The following is an 18,049-nucleotide window of genomic DNA, read 5'->3' on the forward strand; positions in this document are numbered from 1 at the left end:
ACTTTATTCTCTGGGGTTCATGGTCGGTTGGCCAATCGTTTTATTCTTGGTAGCAGAGCGTTTACGTAACCTCGGTAAATATAACCTTTCCGATGTCGTGTCATTCCGTCTTGAAGAAAAACCAGTTCGTACTTTAGCTGCTTTTAGCTCACTTGTAGTTGTTGCATTTTATTTAATTGCGCAAATGGTGGGTGCAGGTCAGCTGATTAAATTGCTATTTGGTTTGAACTACAACATTGCTGTAGTCATCGTTGGTCTATTGATGATGGCATACGTAATTTTTGGTGGCATGTTGGCAACCACATGGGTACAAATTATTAAAGCGGTCATGTTACTGAGCGGTGCAACCTTTATGGCATTTATGGTCATGAAAGCTGTTGGTTTCAGTTTCAGCAATATGTTTACCCAATCTATTGAAGTGTTCAGTAAAGTCCATAACATAAGCCTTGCCGACGCTGCAAAAATTATGGGTCCTGGTAAACTTGCCGCGAACCCAATTGATGCTTTATCTCTTGGTTTAGCACTCATGTTTGGTACAGCGGGTCTTCCACACATTCTTATGCGTTTCTTTACTGTAAAAGACGCAAAAGAAGCACGTAAATCTGTAGTCGTTGCAACAGGTTTTATTGGTTACTTCTACCTTTTAACTTTCATTATTGGTTTCGGTGCGATCCTTTTTGTATCAAACAACCCGCAATTCCTTGATGTTGCGAAAATGGCAATGACAGGAAAGCTTGAGCTGGTTGGCGGTAACAACATGGCAGCTGTGCATTTAAGCGACGCTTTAGGCGGTGACTTGTTCATGGGCTTCATTTCAGCAGTAGCGTTCGCAACGATTCTTGCTGTTGTTGCTGGTTTAACACTTTCAGGTGCATCTGCAATTTCACACGACTTATACGCTAACGTATTTAAAAAGGGTCAAACGACTCCAGCTTCTGAACTTCGTATGTCAAAAATCGCGACGCTTGGTTTAGCAGTTTTTGCCATGATCTTGGGTATTTTGTTTGAAAAGCAAAACGTAGCATTCATGGTAGGTTTAGCGTTCTCTGTAGCTTGTTGTGCGAACTTCCCGGTACTTGTTCTTTCAATGTTCTGGAAAGGTTTAACCACACGTGGTGCTGTGATTGGTGGGGTGGTTGGTTTGGTAACAGCTGTTGTACTGATCATCTTATCTAAAGCGGTATGGGTTGATACTTTAAAAATCTCAGATACACCAATTAACCCGTTCAATGGTCCTGCATTGTTTGCGATGCCATTGTCGTTCCTTTGCTGTTGGTTCTTCTCAGTGACTGATAACTCAGCACGTGCGAAAAAAGAACGTGCTGCTTTCGACGCACAATATGTACGTTCAATGACAGGTATTGGTGCTTCTGGTGCATCAGACCACTAATCAGAATGTATTAAACATGTCATAAAAAGCCCTACGGGGCTTTTTTTGTTTTTCTCCTAAAGGTTATTGAAAAGAAGCTCCTTAATAAAGAACAACTTGTTTATCCTATTTTTTGTACAGTATGATTTTCTATAATTCAAAACATAATGAAAAAATGGAAAATAATTAAATGCGATCTATTATCGAGTTCTGGGCGAGCTTTCGATTATTGCCTTCTGCATGGTTGCTGTTTGTGCAATTCATTTTACTTATTCTGGCTATGCTGACTTTTGATAATGAGGTTTATAGAACCTTAACTTGGGCATTAGGAGTACTTGCTTTACTCATTATTGCTAAAGTGATTCGTCAAACACCTATGTTTACCTTTTTAGGACTTACCTTTGTAAGTGGCGCAATTATATCGTCAGTGTTTATTTTATTGGGCTACAGCAATTTAACCATCCAGATTTTTGCTCACAGCTGTGAAGCTTTAGCTTACTTCTCGGCAGCTTATGGGTTATTTCGTTATATGTTTGCTGACCGATATTTGACACGAGATGAGCTGTTTGCAGCAGCAGCTGTTTTTACCTTAATTGCTTGGGGATTTGCTTTTTTATACAACATTTGTCAGTTGTTAATTCCAAATAGCTTCCAAAATCCAAACCATGTTTATCACTTACAAACTTGGCTAGATTTATTATTTTTAAGCTTTAGTTTGCAGTCAGCGACAGGGTTGTCTGACCTCATGCCCCTTAGTCCACCAGCACGTGTTCTAGCGATGTTACAAATGTTTTGTGGTGTTATGTACTTGGCATTAATTGTTACGCGTTTGATCGCTTTACAGTATATTTCACACGCTCCTAAAAAGAATTCTGATAAATAAAGAACGAGGTGTTTTAATTTATTTACACCTTTGTAACTGCAATATTAATTAAGTTTGTTTACAGTATGATCGGCTTTCTCTATTGAAAGATATAACTTTGTTCATTCCTGAATGTCTTTATTGGCTTCATGCCTGTCACTTTTCATTAAAATAACATGGAGGATTTATGCCTTCCAAACAAACGAGTTGGTTCGCAAATGTTAATCCCAATGTCTTTTTGGGTACGGTCATTATTATTGCTTTGTTCCTAGCAGTTGTCGTGATCGCTCCGAGTTCTTTTGAACTTTTAACGCAACAGTTAAAGCAGTGGATCACCGATTCATTTAGCTGGTTCTATGTTCTATCAGTTGCATTCTTTCTTATTTTACTCATTTATATTGCCTGTTCTGCGATAGGTCGGATTAAATTAGGCCCTGACCATAGCCAGCCCGAATATAGTAACGGTTCATGGTTTGCCATGCTGTTTACTGCCGGTATGGGTATTGGCTTAATGTTCTTCGGTGTTGCTGAACCTGTCATGCACTATGTAAATCCACCAAGTGGAGATGCGCAGACAATTGATGCAGCTCAGCAAGCTCTACGTGTGACTTTTTTCCACTGGGGCTTACACGCATGGGCAATTTATGCTGTGGTCGGTTTAGCATTAGCTTATTTTGCTTATCGTCATAATTTACCGTTAAAGACCCGCTCAGCCCTTTACCCCCTCATTGGTAAAAAGATTTATGGGCCGTGGGGCGACAGTATCGATATATTTGCGACCATTGGTACGGTATTTGGTGTAGCGACTTCTCTCGGATTTGGTGTCACCCAAATTAACTCTGGTTTACATTATTTATTTGGTGTCGAGCAAAGTACCAATATTCAAGTTCTACTTATTATTTTTGTGAGTATTTTAGCCTCATTATCTGTGTTCTTAGGTTTAGATAAAGGGGTTAAACGCTTATCAGAGCTAAACTTAGTCTTAGCTTTAATATTATTAGTATTTGTTTTTATCGCTGGCCCTAGTATTTATTTACTTCAGACTACTATTCAAAATACTGGGCAATATATATCTAACCTTTTTACCATGACATTCAATTTATATGCTTATCAGCCAAATGGATGGATTGGGGGATGGACCATTTTATATTGGGCTTGGTGGATTTCATGGTCACCATTTGTGGGTATGTTTATCGCAAGGGTTTCCCGTGGTCGTACCATTCGAGAGTTTATTGTAGGTGTTCTTCTTATTCCGACAGGCTTTACCATCATTTGGATGGGCTTTTTAGGAAATGCCGCGTTATTTAGCATTATCCATGAACATCAAACCACTCTCATTCAGGCTGTCCAGCAAGACTCCTCAGTTGCTCTATTTGAGTTTTTAGGGCACTTGCCATGGTCAGGTGTCATGAATATTCTGGCTACTATTTTAGTGGTTTTATTCTTCGTGACTTCTGCGGACTCGGGAGCACTCGTTACTGACTACTTAACAGCAAAAACTGAAAATTCACCAACTTGGCAGCGTCTGTTCTGGACAGTGTTGATGGCAGTGCTGGCTATTATTTTACTCTTGGTTGGCGGTCTTGCTGCACTGCAGTCTTCAATTATTATGAGTGCGTTGCCGTTTACTGTAGTCATGCTCTTGATGAGCTGGGGGTTAATAAAAGCTTTGCATCTTGATGTCACGAAAATGCAAGCAATTCAGGAAGCTCGTATTACCCCACGTGCTATTCATAACCCGAGAAGTTGGCAACAACGATTAGGTTTGATCATGCATTATCCTCATAGTGAAGAAGAGGTGAAGCAATATATTGAAAAGCAGGTTTCACGAGCTTTTGAAAATATTCAGCATGAGTTTAGACGTCGTCATCTTGAAGTTTCAATTAGTGAAGTTGAAGATGGTATGCAGCTTCGAGTCGATCATCATCATGAAATTAATTTTATTTATAAAGTTGTTTCACGTGAAACAGTACCACCAAGTTTTTTAATTGGTCGTACGGAAGCAGAAGATGGTCAATATTTCCAAGCCGAAGTATTTTTGAGAGAGGGTGGGCAGAACTACGATGTAATGGACTGGACGCAGGAAGATTTGATTCAGGATATTATTGATCAGTACGAACGTCATTTACATTTCTTAAATATCGTACGTAGTTAATAGCCATAAAAAAAGGACTCAATTGAGTCCTTTTTTTTAATTCAATTTCTAAATTAAATTAGAAACGGAATTTAGCATTTAAGCCGATAGTTTGTGTGTCACGTGGGTTGCCATCTTTCGCATTTGCTTTAACGAAGTCAGCACCAACTGCTAAAGCAGGAGTGATGAAGTATTGAGTGTGACCACCCCAAACATGATCGTAACCAGAATTAAATGCAGATACATCAGCAAAAGATGCACCAACGCTTAACTTAGGAGTTACGAATAAATCAGTTTTCATACCGTAAGCATTATCTTCAGCAAATAAAGCAAATGCTTCAAAACCAATCGCCATGTTAGTACCATCAATGTTTCCAACATATTTAGTACGAGCAGTTACAGCATCTTGTTTTTCATCAATAGCAACTGATTCACCAACTGCTTTAGCGATTCCGTATTTATTAACACCGAATGCATCTAAAGAAATTTGATCAGCAACACTTGTATAACCAACAGCAACTAAGAAGTTAGGTAACAACATTGCACCAGCTTCTAATGCATAACGGTCACCGTTGTCATCACTTACGCCATCTTTAAAATCATTGATAGTGTGGTTGTAAGATGCGCTAGCATAAACTGGTACGTAAGGAGTTGGAAGGTATGCTTCACCTTTAACACCATAAGTGTGAGATTCAACGTTTACAGTGTCTTTCTCATCATATTTGATATAGTTATAAGCAACAGAAACGTTAGATGCTTGGTTTAAGAAAGCTGCTTCAGCTAAAGGACCTTTAGACGCATCAACATTTTTGAAGTAATAAGTACCTTGAGCAGTACCAGTGAAGTTTTTATCGTTTGCAGTTGTGTCAACATATTCAGATTGACCTTGAACTTCAAATTGATAAGCATGAGCACCGGTCATGGCTAATAATACAGCAGTGGCTAAACCAAGTTTTTTCATAATCATTTCCAGCATTAACAAGAGATAAAGCTGGGGTCATTGTATTGTAACAATTTATGAAGTCAATAATAGATGAAACGTAATGTTAAGGAAATTTGACACTTATGTTAAAAATGTTTAAAAAATAAACAATCAGAGTGTCTTATGTCAACCTGCTAAAAAAATGAACATTAACAAGAAGCTAAACCTTAAGATTCATAAGGATTTGGCTTGAAATAGTTTCAAAATAATTACATTTATAATTGGAAAAAATGATTTTATTGATCGGATTTAACGTTCATAAATTTGTCGATTCGTTTAATAAATAGTCGTTCGAATATTATTCTTGTTTCAATTTTCATATATTTTGAGGAATAGTTATCATTATTTTGATAAGTTTATCTAAATAATCTATCTATTTAAAATAATTATATAATTGAATAAGGCTAAAAAAAAACATTTTTAAATCAAAAAAACGATTAAAAAATTAATTCTGATCAATTTAATCAACTTTACAAAATTAGAGATAAGTCACACAATTCAATTGCAAAGTTCACTATCTAACATTTTTATAGTTGGTAGTACTTTCCCAGATACGATGTGTTATCACATCAGACTTTACGAGCTCAGCTTTCCCCAAGGTTGAGCTTTTTTTTATCTATAAGAAAACATTAACATTTATTAAAAAAATTACATGAAATTTCTTTTTTTTGGTTTGTATAAAAAAGAACCCAGCTTAGAGCTGGGTTTCGGATGCTGGGAGAGGCATCCAAGAGGAAAAAGAAGCTAACTATAGAATTGCGAAATTTACTTCAGCTGTAAAATGGAGTTTTGCTATAGCCATCATTTGCTCTTTCGATCAGATTTTCATGAAATACAAACGATGAAGACCTATATTGCGTTATTCAAACTTTGTTGCTGAACTTCTGCTCATTAAAGTGCTAGGATGCGGGTTAATTACTTCATTTTATAGTAGTGATGATGGTAGGGCATTTACGGAGTACCAGCTAGAAATGTCAGGATTACGTTCAGAACATATCAGTAATCGACTATTTTTCTTTATGTTGGTCATTATTCTGTCCTTACTGTTTATGGCTGTACCTCTTATTGTCAGCAGTTATCAAGAATATTTAAAAACTAAACAAGCGTTGGTTGAAATCAAAAGCTTAAAGTCGATTGCTGAAGTTGCAAATAAAGTATCTAAAGAACGTGCGCCAGCAAATAAATTAATGTCGAGTAACGCTGCCGACTTTTTAAAAAATCAGAAGAAGTTATTAGACTATCGGCTTACTGTCGATCAGCAAATTAATGAAACTATTCGTATTTTAGAAGAAGAGGGTTATTCCGATTTAGCACGTATTTTAGATACTAAATTTAAAGATGATTTGAAACAGGCGCGGGCTGTAGTCGACTATTATGCCGCAACACCTGAACAAGCAAGAACCTCTTTGCAATTTGATAATGCCATTTTGGGTATGTTTGGTGCTTGGGATAGTTGTCGGGAAATTTTGCAAAAGCTTATGTTGCAGCTAAAAAGTAAAGATAGCCAAATTAATAACTATTTTACTTTGATTGTGGTTTTAACTGACATGCGTGATCAGGCCGGTCGTACCGCATCTAATGTTATTGCGCCAGTGACGTTTAAAGAAACGATTCCTAATGATAATCGGGCGCGTTCTTTGCAGACTCAACAGCAAGCCCGTTACTTATGGGCACTTGTAGATACGCTACAGTCTGAGCAAGCCAAGACTCCTGAATATCATCGCCTTTACGCAAGAGTTAAAACTGAATTTTTAGATAAAGGTGTGCCTATTGTTGGTCAACTTTTAGAAGAAAGCCAGAAGCATGAGGCTTACCATTTAAATGGAACTGAACTTACAGACCAAATCGTTGATAAATTTACAACAGTTATTGATTTACAAAATTTTCTACTTAATAAAAGTGTCTTGATTGCATCTCAAGAAAACTATTTGGCAAAAAAGAAATTCTTTCTTACTTTGCTTATTTCTAGCATATCGTTAGCAGCTGCTTTACTTACCTTAATTTATGCAAAGAGGCGGGTATTTGAGCCTCTTATTCAAGCTCGTACCTTAATTCTTGATTTGTCTCATAGCAAAGATTATCCGGTAGATGAATTGAACCCTAAAAAAGGTGAGTTCATTTCACTGTTTGAAGCGATTGACCGTTTGCAAAGAATGCTTAAGCAGCGAGATGCGTTTGAATTCCAACTTAAAAATATTGCAAATACAGACCCGTTAACTGGTGTATCCAACCGTTTAGCTTTATCTGAGTATTTAAAAATTGTTGAGAGCTATCCTCAAAAGTTTTCACAAACCTGTTTAATGATTATTGATATAGATCGCTTTAAAGATGTGAATGATCAATATGGTCATATTGTTGGTGACCAAGTGATTAAGCGTATTACCGATCAATTGAAAGCGAATGTACGCGCTTCTGATCTAATTGTGCGTTATGGTGGTGATGAGTTTTTAATTTTATTAGAACAGGTGCCGTTTTTAGATGCGCGTCTATTGGCGGAAAAAATTCGTATTGCGATTGCTTTAGAAGAAATTAATTTATCTGGCTCAAATGAAAAATTACATGTATCAGTCAGTATAGGGTTTGCGATTGGAGCGACAAGCTGGATGGAGCTGTTAGAAAAAGCAGATCGTTCACTCTTAAGAGCTAAAGCTCGGGGCCGAAATGTTGTAGAGGGATAAAAAAGCCGGAAATCACTTTCCGGCTTTTTGTTTTATTGTTTCAACATCGGTTTCAAGAAACGACCCGTATGGGAAATCTCGACCTCAGCCACTTGTTCAGGTGTACCTTCGGCAATGATCATACCACCACCCGAACCACCTTCAGGGCCTAAGTCCACAACCCAGTCCGCTGTTTTAATAACGTCAAGGTTATGTTCAATCACCACAATGGTATTACCCTTGTTACGTAGCTCATGCAAAATATCGAGTAGCTTGGCAATATCGTGGAAGTGCAGACCTGTTGTCGGTTCATCCAAGATATAAAGCGTTTTACCCGTATCACGTTTTGCTAACTCACGTGCGAGTTTTACACGTTGAGCTTCACCACCAGAGAGTGTAGTAGCCGCCTGACCTAAACGAATATAGCCTAAGCCAACCTGAGTTAAGGTTTCTAAGCGGCGGTGAATGACTGGAATAGCACTAAAGAACTCAGCAGCATCTTCAACCGTCATTTCTAAAACATCAGAAATGTTTTTGCCTTTATAACCGACTTCAAGTGTTTCACGGTTATAGCGTTTACCATGACAAGCATCGCAAGGTACATACATGTCTGGTAAGAAGTGCATTGCGACTTTAATCATGCCGTCGCCTTCGCATGCTTCACAGCGTCCGCCTTTCACGTTAAACGAGAAACGACCTGCACTATAACCACGGGCTTTCGCCTCTGGAGTTTGAGCAAATAACTCACGGATTGGTGTAAATAGCCCTGTGTACGTTGCAGGGTTAGAACGTGGTGTACGTCCAATCGGGCTTTGGTCAATATCAACGACTTTATCAAGGTGTTGTAGACCATCAATTGAGTCAAACTTTTCGGCTGTTAAAGTCGTTGCACCATTAAGCTGTGTTGCAGCCAGTGGAAGTAACGTACGGTTAATCAGTGTTGATTTACCCGAACCTGAAACGCCCGTCACACAAGTCATAATGCCAAGTGGAATGGTTAAATCGACATTTTTTAAGTTATGGCCTGCTGCACCTGAAAGTTTGATGAATTCATCTGGACGTGGCGATTGAGTACGTTTTTTTGGCACCTCAATTTTAAGCTTGCCTGAAAGATATTGACCTGTAAGAGAGTCAACATGGTTAGCCAATTCATCATAAGTACCTTCAGCAATAATCACACCACCATGCACACCCGCACCTGGACCAATATCAATAATATGGTCAGCCGCACGAATGGCATCTTCGTCGTGTTCAACGACTAATACCGTATTACCTAAATCACGTAAGCGAATCAGAGTTTGTAATAAACGATCATTATCGCGTTGATGGAGACCAATTGATGGTTCATCAAGGACATACATGACGCCCATCAAACCTGCACCAATTTGCGAGGCTAAACGGATACGCTGAGCTTCACCACCCGATAGTGTTTCGGCAGAACGAGCCAGACTTAAATAGTTCAGACCAACACTCACTAAGAAGTGCAGACGCTCACGAATCTCTTTAAAAATTTTATCGGCAATTTCGCCTTTAGCACCTTCAAGATTTAAATCTTGATAATAGCTTTCTGCATCGCCAATCGACATGCGGGTAATGTCTGCAATGGTTTTATCTTTTACACGAACATGACGTGAAATTTCATTTAGACGTGAACCACCACATGCATCACATGCTGCATTAGATAAATATTGAGCTAAATCATCACGTACATAGTTACTTTCAGTTTCACGGTAGCGACGCTCAAGGTGTGGCAAAATTCCTTCAAAAGGTTGTACGCGTGTATGTTTGCGGCCGCGTTCATCGATATAACTTAAATCGATTTTTTCTTTGCCAGTACCTTGTAGAAATTTCTTTTGCGTGTCTTTATCTAACTGGTTCCAAGGCGTATCAAGTTGAAAACCGAAGTGGTCGGCAACTTTTTGTAGCATTGAATAGTAATAAGGACGTTGACGATCCCAACCACGAATAGCACCTTCGCTAATCGCAAGATCAGGATTTGGAATCAGTTTCTCAGAACTAAAATGGCTACGTGTACCTAAGCCATCACAAACAGGACAGGCACCAAACGGGTTGTTAAATGAAAATAAACGTGGCTCAAGTTCAGCAACTGCGCGATCACACTCAGGGCATGAGTGTTTTGCAGAAAAAACGCGATCTGGGTGTTCGCCATTCATCCACGATAAAACAGCAATATCACCACCTAAACGTAGTGCTGTCTCAAATGATTCAGCAATACGGTTGCCTAAGTCATCACGTACTTTGAAGCGGTCAACAACGACTTCAATGGTATGTTTTTTCTTTTTGTCGAGTTCCGGTGGCGTATCAATATCAATAATTTCGCCATCTACACGGGCACGAACAAAACCTTGACCTTGTAGTTGTTCGAACAGGTTGCTGTACTCACCTTTACGCTCACGTACCACTGGGGCAAGCAACATAAGTGCTGTACCTTCCTCAAGCGTTTTTACTGCATCGACCATTTCAGAAACGGTTTGTGCAACCATAGGTAAGTCGTGTTCAGGGCAATAAGGCGTACCGACACGGGCATAAAGCAAACGTAAATAGTCATAAATTTCGGTAATGGTACCGACGGTTGAGCGTGGGTTGTGACTGGTAGATTTTTGCTCAATTGCAATCGCTGGTGATAAACCCTCAATCGAGTCAACTTCAGGTTTTTCCATTTGCGATAAAAACTGACGAGCATAGGCCGAAAGTGATTCGACGTAACGGCGTTGTCCTTCAGCGTACAAGGTATCAAAGGCAAGAGAAGATTTTCCTGAACCTGATAGCCCCGTAATCACCACAAATTTGTCGCGTGGAATATCGAGAGACACATTTTTTAAGTTATGGGTACGTGCGCCTCGAATACGGATATGACTTTGGCTCATAAAACATCTCAATTATGTATTGATGAAAATTTAGGTGTTGTTTGATTAGTCACAGGGAGATATGGCTATTTATAAACAACAGACCCTATATGATAACGATTTAAAATTGTTCAAGTGCTACAAAATGATTTAAAGCGACAAATTGTGACGGTTAAACGACAATCGACAAAATTTGTTTAAATAAGCAGATTGTATTTTTAACATTCCTCACTCTACATTTCTACTCTTAGCCTATTTTCACAAGCAACATAATTTTACTAGACGACTGGTCTAATAGTTGTTTATGATGAATGTATGAAACGATTAAACAAAAGCGAAACTACACGACAACACATTCTAGATACCAGCTTTGAGCTAGTACTACGTAAAGGGTTCGTCGGTGTTGGTTTGCAAGAAATCTTAAAGTCTTGTGACGTACCTAAAGGGTCGTTCTATCACTACTTTGCTTCGAAAGAGGCTTTCGGCTGTGCGTTGCTCGAGCAATACATGACTGATTATAAAGTTCGTATGGAACAACTTTGGCAGCACGGTGAGCAAAGCGCCCATGCCCGTTTAATGGCCTTATGGCAGGCGTGGATTGATGATCCAGTAAATGGTAGCTGGGCTGAAAACTGTCTAATTGTGAAACTGGCAGCCGAGGTTTCGGACTTATCAGAAGATATGCGCCAGATTCTTAATGAAGGCGTACACAAACTAACGCAACGTTTGGCTTTGCTAATTAAAGAAGGTCAACAAGAAGGTTCAATTCCAAAACATATTGAGCCTTTAAAAACTGCGCAAGTCATGTATCAGTTATGGTTAGGTGCTGCTTTACTCACAAAACTGTCGCAAGACAAAGCGCATTTATACGTAGCCTTAGAAACCACCCAACAACTCTTAAAACCGATAGAGGAATAAAGCATGCGAAGTATTATCCATCGTAATTTTGGCGAACCTGTAGACGTTTTAGAGCAGGCGGATATGCCAAAGCCAAAGCCGAAAGCAGGCGAAGTGCGTATTAAAACCATTATGTCTCCTATCCATAATCATGATGTATGGACAGTACGCGGAAGCTATGGCTATAAGCCAACTCTACCTGCGATTGGTGGTAGTGAAGGTGTTGGTATTGTAGATGCCTTGGGTGAAGGCGTTACTCATGTACAGGTAGGCCAGCGTATTGCTGTGGCAGCTGTGCATGGAAGTTGGGCTGAATACTTTATTGCACCAGCTCAAGGCCTTATTCCTTTAAATAATGAAATTGATGATGAAACAGCAGCGCAACTGATTGGTATGCCAATTAGTGCTCTCATGCTTTTAGACTTTGTTAACGTTCAACCGGGTCAATGGTTAATCCAAAACACGGCAAATGGTGCAGTAGGTAAAACGGTTGCGATGATTGCACAGGCACGTGGTTTACCTGTGATTAATCTGGTTCGTCGTACTGATGCAATTGCCGAGATGCAAGCATTAGGCATCCAACATGTGGTTGCGACTGATCAGCCGAATTGGAAAGAGCAAGTTAAACAGATTCATGGTGATCAACCTCTTATTGCTGGTGTGGACTCGATTGGTGGTAGCGCAAGTGGTGAAATGCTAAATCTACTTAGTGAAAATAGCCTACTCGTTTCGTTTGGTAGTATGACTGGCGAAACCATGCAGATTTCATCGGGCGATTTGATTTTTAAACAAGCGACAGTAAAAGGTTTCTGGGCGAGTGTGGTCAATAAAGAAATGCCTGCAGAACGTAAAAAGGAACTGATCGTTGAGCTGCTAACATTAGCGACTCAGAAAAAATTAATCTTGCCTGTAGAGGGTGTATTTAGTTTTGATGAGATTAAAACTGCTGCTCAAAAAGCAACGCAGGGTGCTCGTCAAGGCAAGGTATTGCTAAAGCCGTAAAACATAAAAAAGATCAGTCGAGAGACTGATCTTTTTTCATATCTTTAAAATAAAAAGGAAAAACGTATGATCGGACAAATATTCATTGCGCTTATCGCAATATTACATGTCTATATTTTAGTGTTAGAGATGTTTTTGTGGGACAAACCTTATGGCATGAAAGCCTTTGGAAATAATGCCGAAAAAGCAAAACTCACCAAAGTCATGGCACAGAACCAAGGTCTTTATAATGGCTTTTTAGCAGCAGGTTTATTCTGGTCTTTATTGGCTGATGCGCCATTTGCCACATCAATTGCTAACTTCTTTTTAGGCTGTGTACTGATTGCGGGTATTTATGGTGGGCTGACTGCAAGTAAAAAGATTATTTATATTCAGGCAGTTCCTGCATTGATTGCATTAGCCGCTGTTAATTTTCTTTAAAAAGCGCAAAATACAGCGTTTTGAAATGGAAATGACCAAATAGGATCAGCGCATGTGGGCGTTATTTTTAAAGTGTATGTTGGGGGCTGGGGTTGTCCTTATTATTTCGATTTTATCGAAAAGTAAGGCATTTTATATTGCAGGTTTAGTCCCGCTTTTTCCTACCTTTGCTTTAATTGCTCATGTGATTGTTTTTCAGCAAAAAGGAGCCGAAGCGTTACAAAAAACGGCTCTGTTTGGTCTATGGTCACTTATTCCTTATGCCATTTATTTAGTTGCGGTTTACATGCTGGCAACACGCGTGTCGATGTGGTCGTGTCTGGGCTTGGCAACGCTTTGTTGGGTGGTCGCTGCGGCAGGTTTAATTTATGGTTGGCAGTTGTTTCAAAGTTAAATGAAAGACTGACCATTTAACGAAGTAAATGGTCAGAGCCTCAGCTTGATTTAGATCTGATCTAAACCTAACCATTGTCTTTGATGGTAGGCGCTATCCCAAAATAACCATTCAAGTTTTGCACCCATGGTATAAGCTGCATGCATTTTCTCTAAAGTATCTGCATCACAACGTGCAGCAACTTTGTCTACAGTGGCAATCACATTGCGAACGGCGGTATGGAATTCTTCACCTGCGTAGGTATCAATCCATGCTTGGTAAGGGTTGTTAGGAATTGATTTGCTTACAATATCTTTACCGACTTCGGCATAAATCCAGAAGCAAGGTAAAAGTGCAGCAAGTACAACAGGGTAGCTTTCAGACCAAGCAGTTGCTGTCAAAAATGAAGTGTAATGATGGCCTGCCAAGGTCAGTGGTGTATTTTGAAATTCTTCTTTGGTGACACCAAAATTTTTCATAAAGTCATCATGCAAACTGCGCTCAACCACAATTGCAATTTTAGCTGCATCTGAAAACTGCATAATATCGTCAGCATCAAAGGCTTTTGCTGCTGCAACAGCCAGTACGCGACCATAGGCCACTAAGTATTGAGCATCTTGAATGACATAATGACAAAAAGCTTCTTTATCTAAAGTACCGTTAGCAAGTTCCTGATTAAAAGGCAGGTCGAGAATTTTTTGATATAAATTTAAATTACGTTGCCAGAGTTCTTGAGAAAAAAGCATAAAATCATTCCATTTAAAATTAGACAGCTAACCTCGATTTTAAATCAATTTTAAAATACAAAAATAATAATGATAGATATATCGCAAGAAAATATTTAATACGATTAACAAGTTAATTAAATATTATAAATTTCTTTATTAAACATGAAGATAAAGTAAAGGTAATAACGGCATAAAACAACATCGTTTTGTGGTTAATTATCGATATAATAGCCGCGGTTTTTAATAAAGATTAAATTTAGTTCTTGGTATAGGTCTGATCCATGAAGCATTTCCGATTTTCGATATTTTTTACGGTGGTGTGTTTAGCACTCGCCGCTTACTGGGGTTTTACCCATGGACCTGAAGCTGGCGTGTCGACCATGTTTAAAGCTTTAACTATTACTGCAATTTTAGCTGTAATGGAGGTTTCATTATCTTTTGACAATGCTGTCGTAAATGCATCGGTACTTCGTGGATGGGATCATTTTTGGAAAATGATCTTTTTGACAGTCGGTATTCTCATAGCCGTTTTTGGTATGCGATTGATTTTCCCTGTCTTGATTGTTTCTATGACTGCCGACATGGGCTTTATTGAAGTTGCTAAAATGGCACTCAATGATCCAAAAACCTATTCTGAACGTTTAATGGCTCACCATGCGGAAATTTCTGCATTTGGTGGAACATTCTTATTGTTGGTTTTCTTAAACTTCTTCTTTGATGAAGAGAAAGAAACCCATTGGTTCAGATGGCTTGAAGTTAAATTATCTGACCTAGCCAATGTACCAGCAATGTCGGTTTTTATTGCACTCATCGCATTAATTGTAATGGCGGGCTATGTTGAAGATCATGAGCGTTTAGCTGTAACCATGGCTGGCGTTTGGGGCATTGTGGTTTACATTGGTGTACAAGTTCTTAGTCATTTATTGGGCGGCGAACCTGAAATTGATGAAGATGGTAATGCAGTCATGCAAGATGGTTCAGGTGCTGCTTCTGGTGTGATTAAAGCCGGTTTAGGCGGTTTCTTATACCTTGAAGTGTTAGATGCATCATTTAGTTTTGATGGTGTAATTGGTGCATTTGCAATTACCAGCGACGTTGTCGTGATTATGTTGGGTCTTGCAATTGGTGCGATGTTCGTTCGTTCAATGACGGTTTATCTTGTTGAAAAGGGCACATTAGACGCTTATGTGTTCTTAGAGCATGGTGCCCATTATGCGATTGGTGCTTTGGCTTTCATTATGATTGCAAGTGGTACAGGTTTACATATACCGGAAGTCGTGACAGGCCTCATTGGTGTTGCATTTATTGCATGGGCAGTGATTGCATCTATCCAATATGCGAAACGCGAACAAGAGTCGTCTTAAGCTAATTTTCAGTAAAGTTCGATAGAATAAAGAGGCTAAATGCCTCTTTATTTTTTTCAGCCGAAATCGTTATTTTAAATCATCTCTCCCGTATTTTTAGAAACGAATCGGCTTATAATTTGCCTAGTTTGATAACGTGTATTGATATGATGAATGCTTTGGAACGCCGCTCAACTTTTGCTTTAAGTAGTATTTTTGCGCTACGCATGTTGGGTTTGTTCATGATTATTCCGGTTTTTTCTGTAGTCGGGCAGTCATATCAATATGCGACTCCGGCACTCATTGGTTTGGCTGTGGGTGTATATGGCTTAAGTCAGGCTATTTTACAAATTCCATTTAGCTTACTGGCTGACCGTTTTAGTCGTAAACCGCTTGTGGTATTTGGCCTGTTACTGTTTGCGATTGGTGGTGCAATTGCGGGTTTATCTGACACGATTTATGGCGTGATTATTGGCCGTGCCATAGCAGGTGCGGGTGCAGTTTCAGCAGTCGTGATGGCACTTTTGGCCGATGTCACACGTGAAGAACAGCGAACTAAAGCCATGGCTGCCATGGGCATGAGTATTGGCTTATCTTTTGTAGTCGCTTTTAGTCTTGGGCCTTGGCTCACCAGCATTGTTGGTATTTCTGGCCTGTTTTTTGTCACGACCATTATGGGTTTGATTGCGATTGCGATGCTATTGCTTGTGCCTAAAGTGACCCGCCATCATCGTAACTATCAGCAAGGCTATATGGCGCAGCTTAAGCAAGTCATTCAAATGGGTGATTTAAACCGTTTACACGTTTCGGTTTTTGCATTGCATTTATTGCTGACAGCTATGTTTATTTATGTGCCTTCACAGCTTATCGAGTTTGCGCATATTCCTCTGGCGAGCCACGGCTTGGTGTATTTGCCACTGTTGGTGATTAGTTTATTTTTTGCATTTCCAAGCATTATCATCGCTGAAAAATATCGCAAAATGCGAGGCATTTTCTTAACGGCAATTACAGGCATTATTGTGGGGTTGCTGCTTCTCATATTTGGTTATCAGTCTAAATATGTCTTGCTCGCAGGCTTAGGTATTTTCTTTATTGCCTTTAATGTAATGGAAGCTTTATTGCCTTCTTGGTTGTCAAAGTCAGCTCCAATCCAGTCAAAAGCTACTGCCATGGGTGTAAATGCCAGTAGCCAGTTCTTAGGTGCTTTTTTTGGTGGCACGCTAGGTGGTCAATTATTGATGTTACATAATACTGCGATTGGATGGAGTGTCTTAGCAGGGATTGCTATAATATGGCTGCTAATTAGTTTTGGTTTAGCTCAGCCGCGGTATTTGTCATCGATTGTGTTGCCATTGCCGCAAGTGCAACAGGTGAATGAGTGGACCACACAGCTATTGGCAATTCGTGGTATTGAAGAAGTTGTGGTGATGCCTGACCAGCAAGTTGCTTATATTAAAGTCGATAAACAGTCTCTTGATGATGCTGCACGACGTGATTTAACGCAGTTGTTTGGTAAAGAGGTAGCCATTTAAGCATAACTCTTATAAAGTAAAACATAGAAATGAATAGGATGAAGACAGCTAATGCGTGGTGTAAATAAGGTTATTTTGGTTGGTACTTTGGGTCGTGATCCTGAAACAAAAACTTTTCCAAATGGGGGCTCGTTAACCCAGTTTTCAATCGCGACAAGTGAAGTTTGGACCGATAAAACGTCAGGTGAACGTAAAGAACAAACAGAATGGCACCGTATTGTTTTGCATAACCGTTTAGGGGAAATTGCTCAGCAGTTTTTACGTAAAGGTTCTAAGGTTTATATCGAAGGTTCATTACGTACGCGTCAGTGGACAGACCAAAATGGTCAGGAACGTTACACTACAGAAATCCGTGGCGACCAGATGCAAATGTTAGATGCTCGTCAACAAGGTGAACAAGGTTTCGCTGGCGGTAATGATTTTAATCAACCACGTTTTAATGCACCTCAACAAGGTGGCGGTTATCAAAATAACAACCAAGGTGGCGGCTACGGTCAAAACAATGGCGGTGGTTATGGTGGCCAAGGTGGTTTCGGTAATGGTGGCAATAGCCCACAAGGTGGCGGTTTCGCTCCTAAAGCACCACAGCAACCAGCGTCTGCACCAGCTGATTTAGATGACGATTTACCGTTCTAGATCATATATAGAAAGAACTTGTTAAGTTGTTTTTGATTTTTTGTTTTTAATTAAATTTAAATCAAAAACTTATGTTTGAAAATAGCTTCTTTTATTTTGTAAATAAGAGAGGCTATTTTTTTAACTGTAGAAAATGTTAAGTTAAAAGAGCATATATTATTTAATTTGTTAAGTTGCTGTGCTAAAAATGATTTATATGAATCTGAAAGTATTATTATAGATTATGAGCAAGGTATTTCTAGAGTAC

14 protein-coding genes are annotated in these 18,049 nt (G+C 39.3%); 11 read left to right on the forward strand and 3 right to left on the reverse strand.

Going from position 1 to position 18,049, the window contains the following annotated elements; genetic code table 11:
• The 3 genes from actP to J582_RS18710 form a co-directional block, all read left to right on the forward strand.
• Positions 1–1,390, forward strand: a 1,390-nt coding sequence (actP, locus tag J582_RS18700) for a cation/acetate symporter ActP (protein WP_032048383.1), incomplete at its 5' end; no start/stop codon positions are given.
• A gap of 169 nt (positions 1,391–1,559) precedes the next feature.
• Positions 1,560–2,252, forward strand: a complete 693-nt coding sequence (locus J582_RS18705; protein ID WP_006580844.1) for an ion channel — start codon at positions 1,560–1,562, stop codon at positions 2,250–2,252.
• Positions 2,253–2,418: 166 nt separating this feature from the next.
• Complete coding sequence (locus tag J582_RS18710) at positions 2,419–4,386, forward strand: BCCT family transporter (protein WP_004711521.1); 1,968 nt, start codon at positions 2,419–2,421, stop codon at positions 4,384–4,386.
• A 58-nt stretch (positions 4,387–4,444) separates the two neighbouring features.
• On the opposite strand, the gene omp33-36 is transcribed toward J582_RS18710, so the two are convergent.
• Positions 4,445–5,326 (reverse strand): porin Omp33-36, encoded by an 882-nt coding sequence (gene omp33-36 / locus J582_RS18715; RefSeq protein WP_031982258.1) that lies wholly within the window; start codon positions 5,324–5,326, stop codon positions 4,445–4,447.
• A gap of 992 nt (positions 5,327–6,318) precedes the next feature.
• Between omp33-36 and J582_RS18720 the strand changes: the two genes are divergently transcribed.
• Positions 6,319–8,025 (forward strand): GGDEF domain-containing protein, encoded by a 1,707-nt coding sequence (locus J582_RS18720; RefSeq protein WP_004884876.1) that lies wholly within the window; start codon positions 6,319–6,321, stop codon positions 8,023–8,025.
• 32 nt (positions 8,026–8,057) lie between these two features.
• Here the strand turns inward: J582_RS18720 and uvrA are convergent, their stop codons facing one another.
• A complete protein-coding gene (gene uvrA, locus J582_RS18725) occupies positions 8,058–10,892 on the reverse strand; it encodes an excinuclease ABC subunit UvrA (protein ID WP_031982255.1) in 2,835 nt (944 codons plus the stop codon).
• Positions 10,893–11,186: 294 nt separating this feature from the next.
• Here uvrA and J582_RS18730 point away from each other — a divergent pair, with 294 nt between their 5' ends.
• The 4 genes from J582_RS18730 (at position 11,187) to J582_RS18745 (ending at position 13,584) form a co-directional block, all read left to right on the forward strand.
• The gene (locus J582_RS18730) at positions 11,187–11,789 is read left to right on the forward strand and encodes a TetR/AcrR family transcriptional regulator (protein WP_031982254.1); all 603 of its coding nucleotides are present in this window, start codon (positions 11,187–11,189) and stop codon (positions 11,787–11,789) included.
• 3 nt (positions 11,790–11,792) lie between these two features.
• Positions 11,793–12,770: a zinc-binding dehydrogenase gene (locus J582_RS18735; protein ID WP_031982253.1), complete on the forward strand. Its 978-nt coding sequence runs from the start codon at positions 11,793–11,795 to the stop codon at positions 12,768–12,770.
• A gap of 66 nt (positions 12,771–12,836) precedes the next feature.
• The gene (locus tag J582_RS18740; RefSeq protein ID WP_000580161.1) at positions 12,837–13,190 is read left to right on the forward strand and encodes a DUF1304 domain-containing protein; all 354 of its coding nucleotides are present in this window, start codon (positions 12,837–12,839) and stop codon (positions 13,188–13,190) included.
• A gap of 52 nt (positions 13,191–13,242) precedes the next feature.
• Positions 13,243–13,584 (forward strand): GlpM family protein, encoded by a 342-nt coding sequence (locus tag J582_RS18745; protein WP_002053924.1) that lies wholly within the window; start codon positions 13,243–13,245, stop codon positions 13,582–13,584.
• A 50-nt stretch (positions 13,585–13,634) separates the two neighbouring features.
• Here the strand turns inward: J582_RS18745 and tenA are convergent, their stop codons facing one another.
• Positions 13,635–14,309: a thiaminase II gene (tenA, locus tag J582_RS18750; protein WP_000899420.1), complete on the reverse strand. Its 675-nt coding sequence runs from the start codon at positions 14,307–14,309 to the stop codon at positions 13,635–13,637.
• Between the two features lie 263 nt (positions 14,310–14,572).
• Between tenA and J582_RS18755 the strand changes: the two genes are divergently transcribed.
• The 3 genes from J582_RS18755 to ssb all read left to right on the forward strand — a co-directional run bounded on the left by J582_RS18755 (position 14,573) and on the right by ssb (position 17,802).
• Entirely contained in the window at positions 14,573–15,655 is a 1,083-nt protein-coding gene (locus J582_RS18755; RefSeq protein ID WP_002054048.1) for a DUF475 domain-containing protein, read from the forward strand.
• Positions 15,656–15,801: 146 nt separating this feature from the next.
• Positions 15,802–17,166: an MFS transporter gene (locus J582_RS18760; RefSeq protein WP_031982251.1), complete on the forward strand. Its 1,365-nt coding sequence runs from the start codon at positions 15,802–15,804 to the stop codon at positions 17,164–17,166.
• A 51-nt stretch (positions 17,167–17,217) separates the two neighbouring features.
• Complete coding sequence (gene ssb / locus J582_RS18765; protein WP_002053972.1) at positions 17,218–17,802, forward strand: single-stranded DNA-binding protein; 585 nt, start codon at positions 17,218–17,220, stop codon at positions 17,800–17,802.
• The last annotated feature ends 247 nt before the right edge of the window (positions 17,803–18,049 follow it).

The organism is Acinetobacter sp. 1566109 (assembly GCF_000582255.1).
Taxonomy (GTDB): Bacteria; Pseudomonadota; Gammaproteobacteria; order Pseudomonadales; family Moraxellaceae; genus Acinetobacter; species Acinetobacter nosocomialis.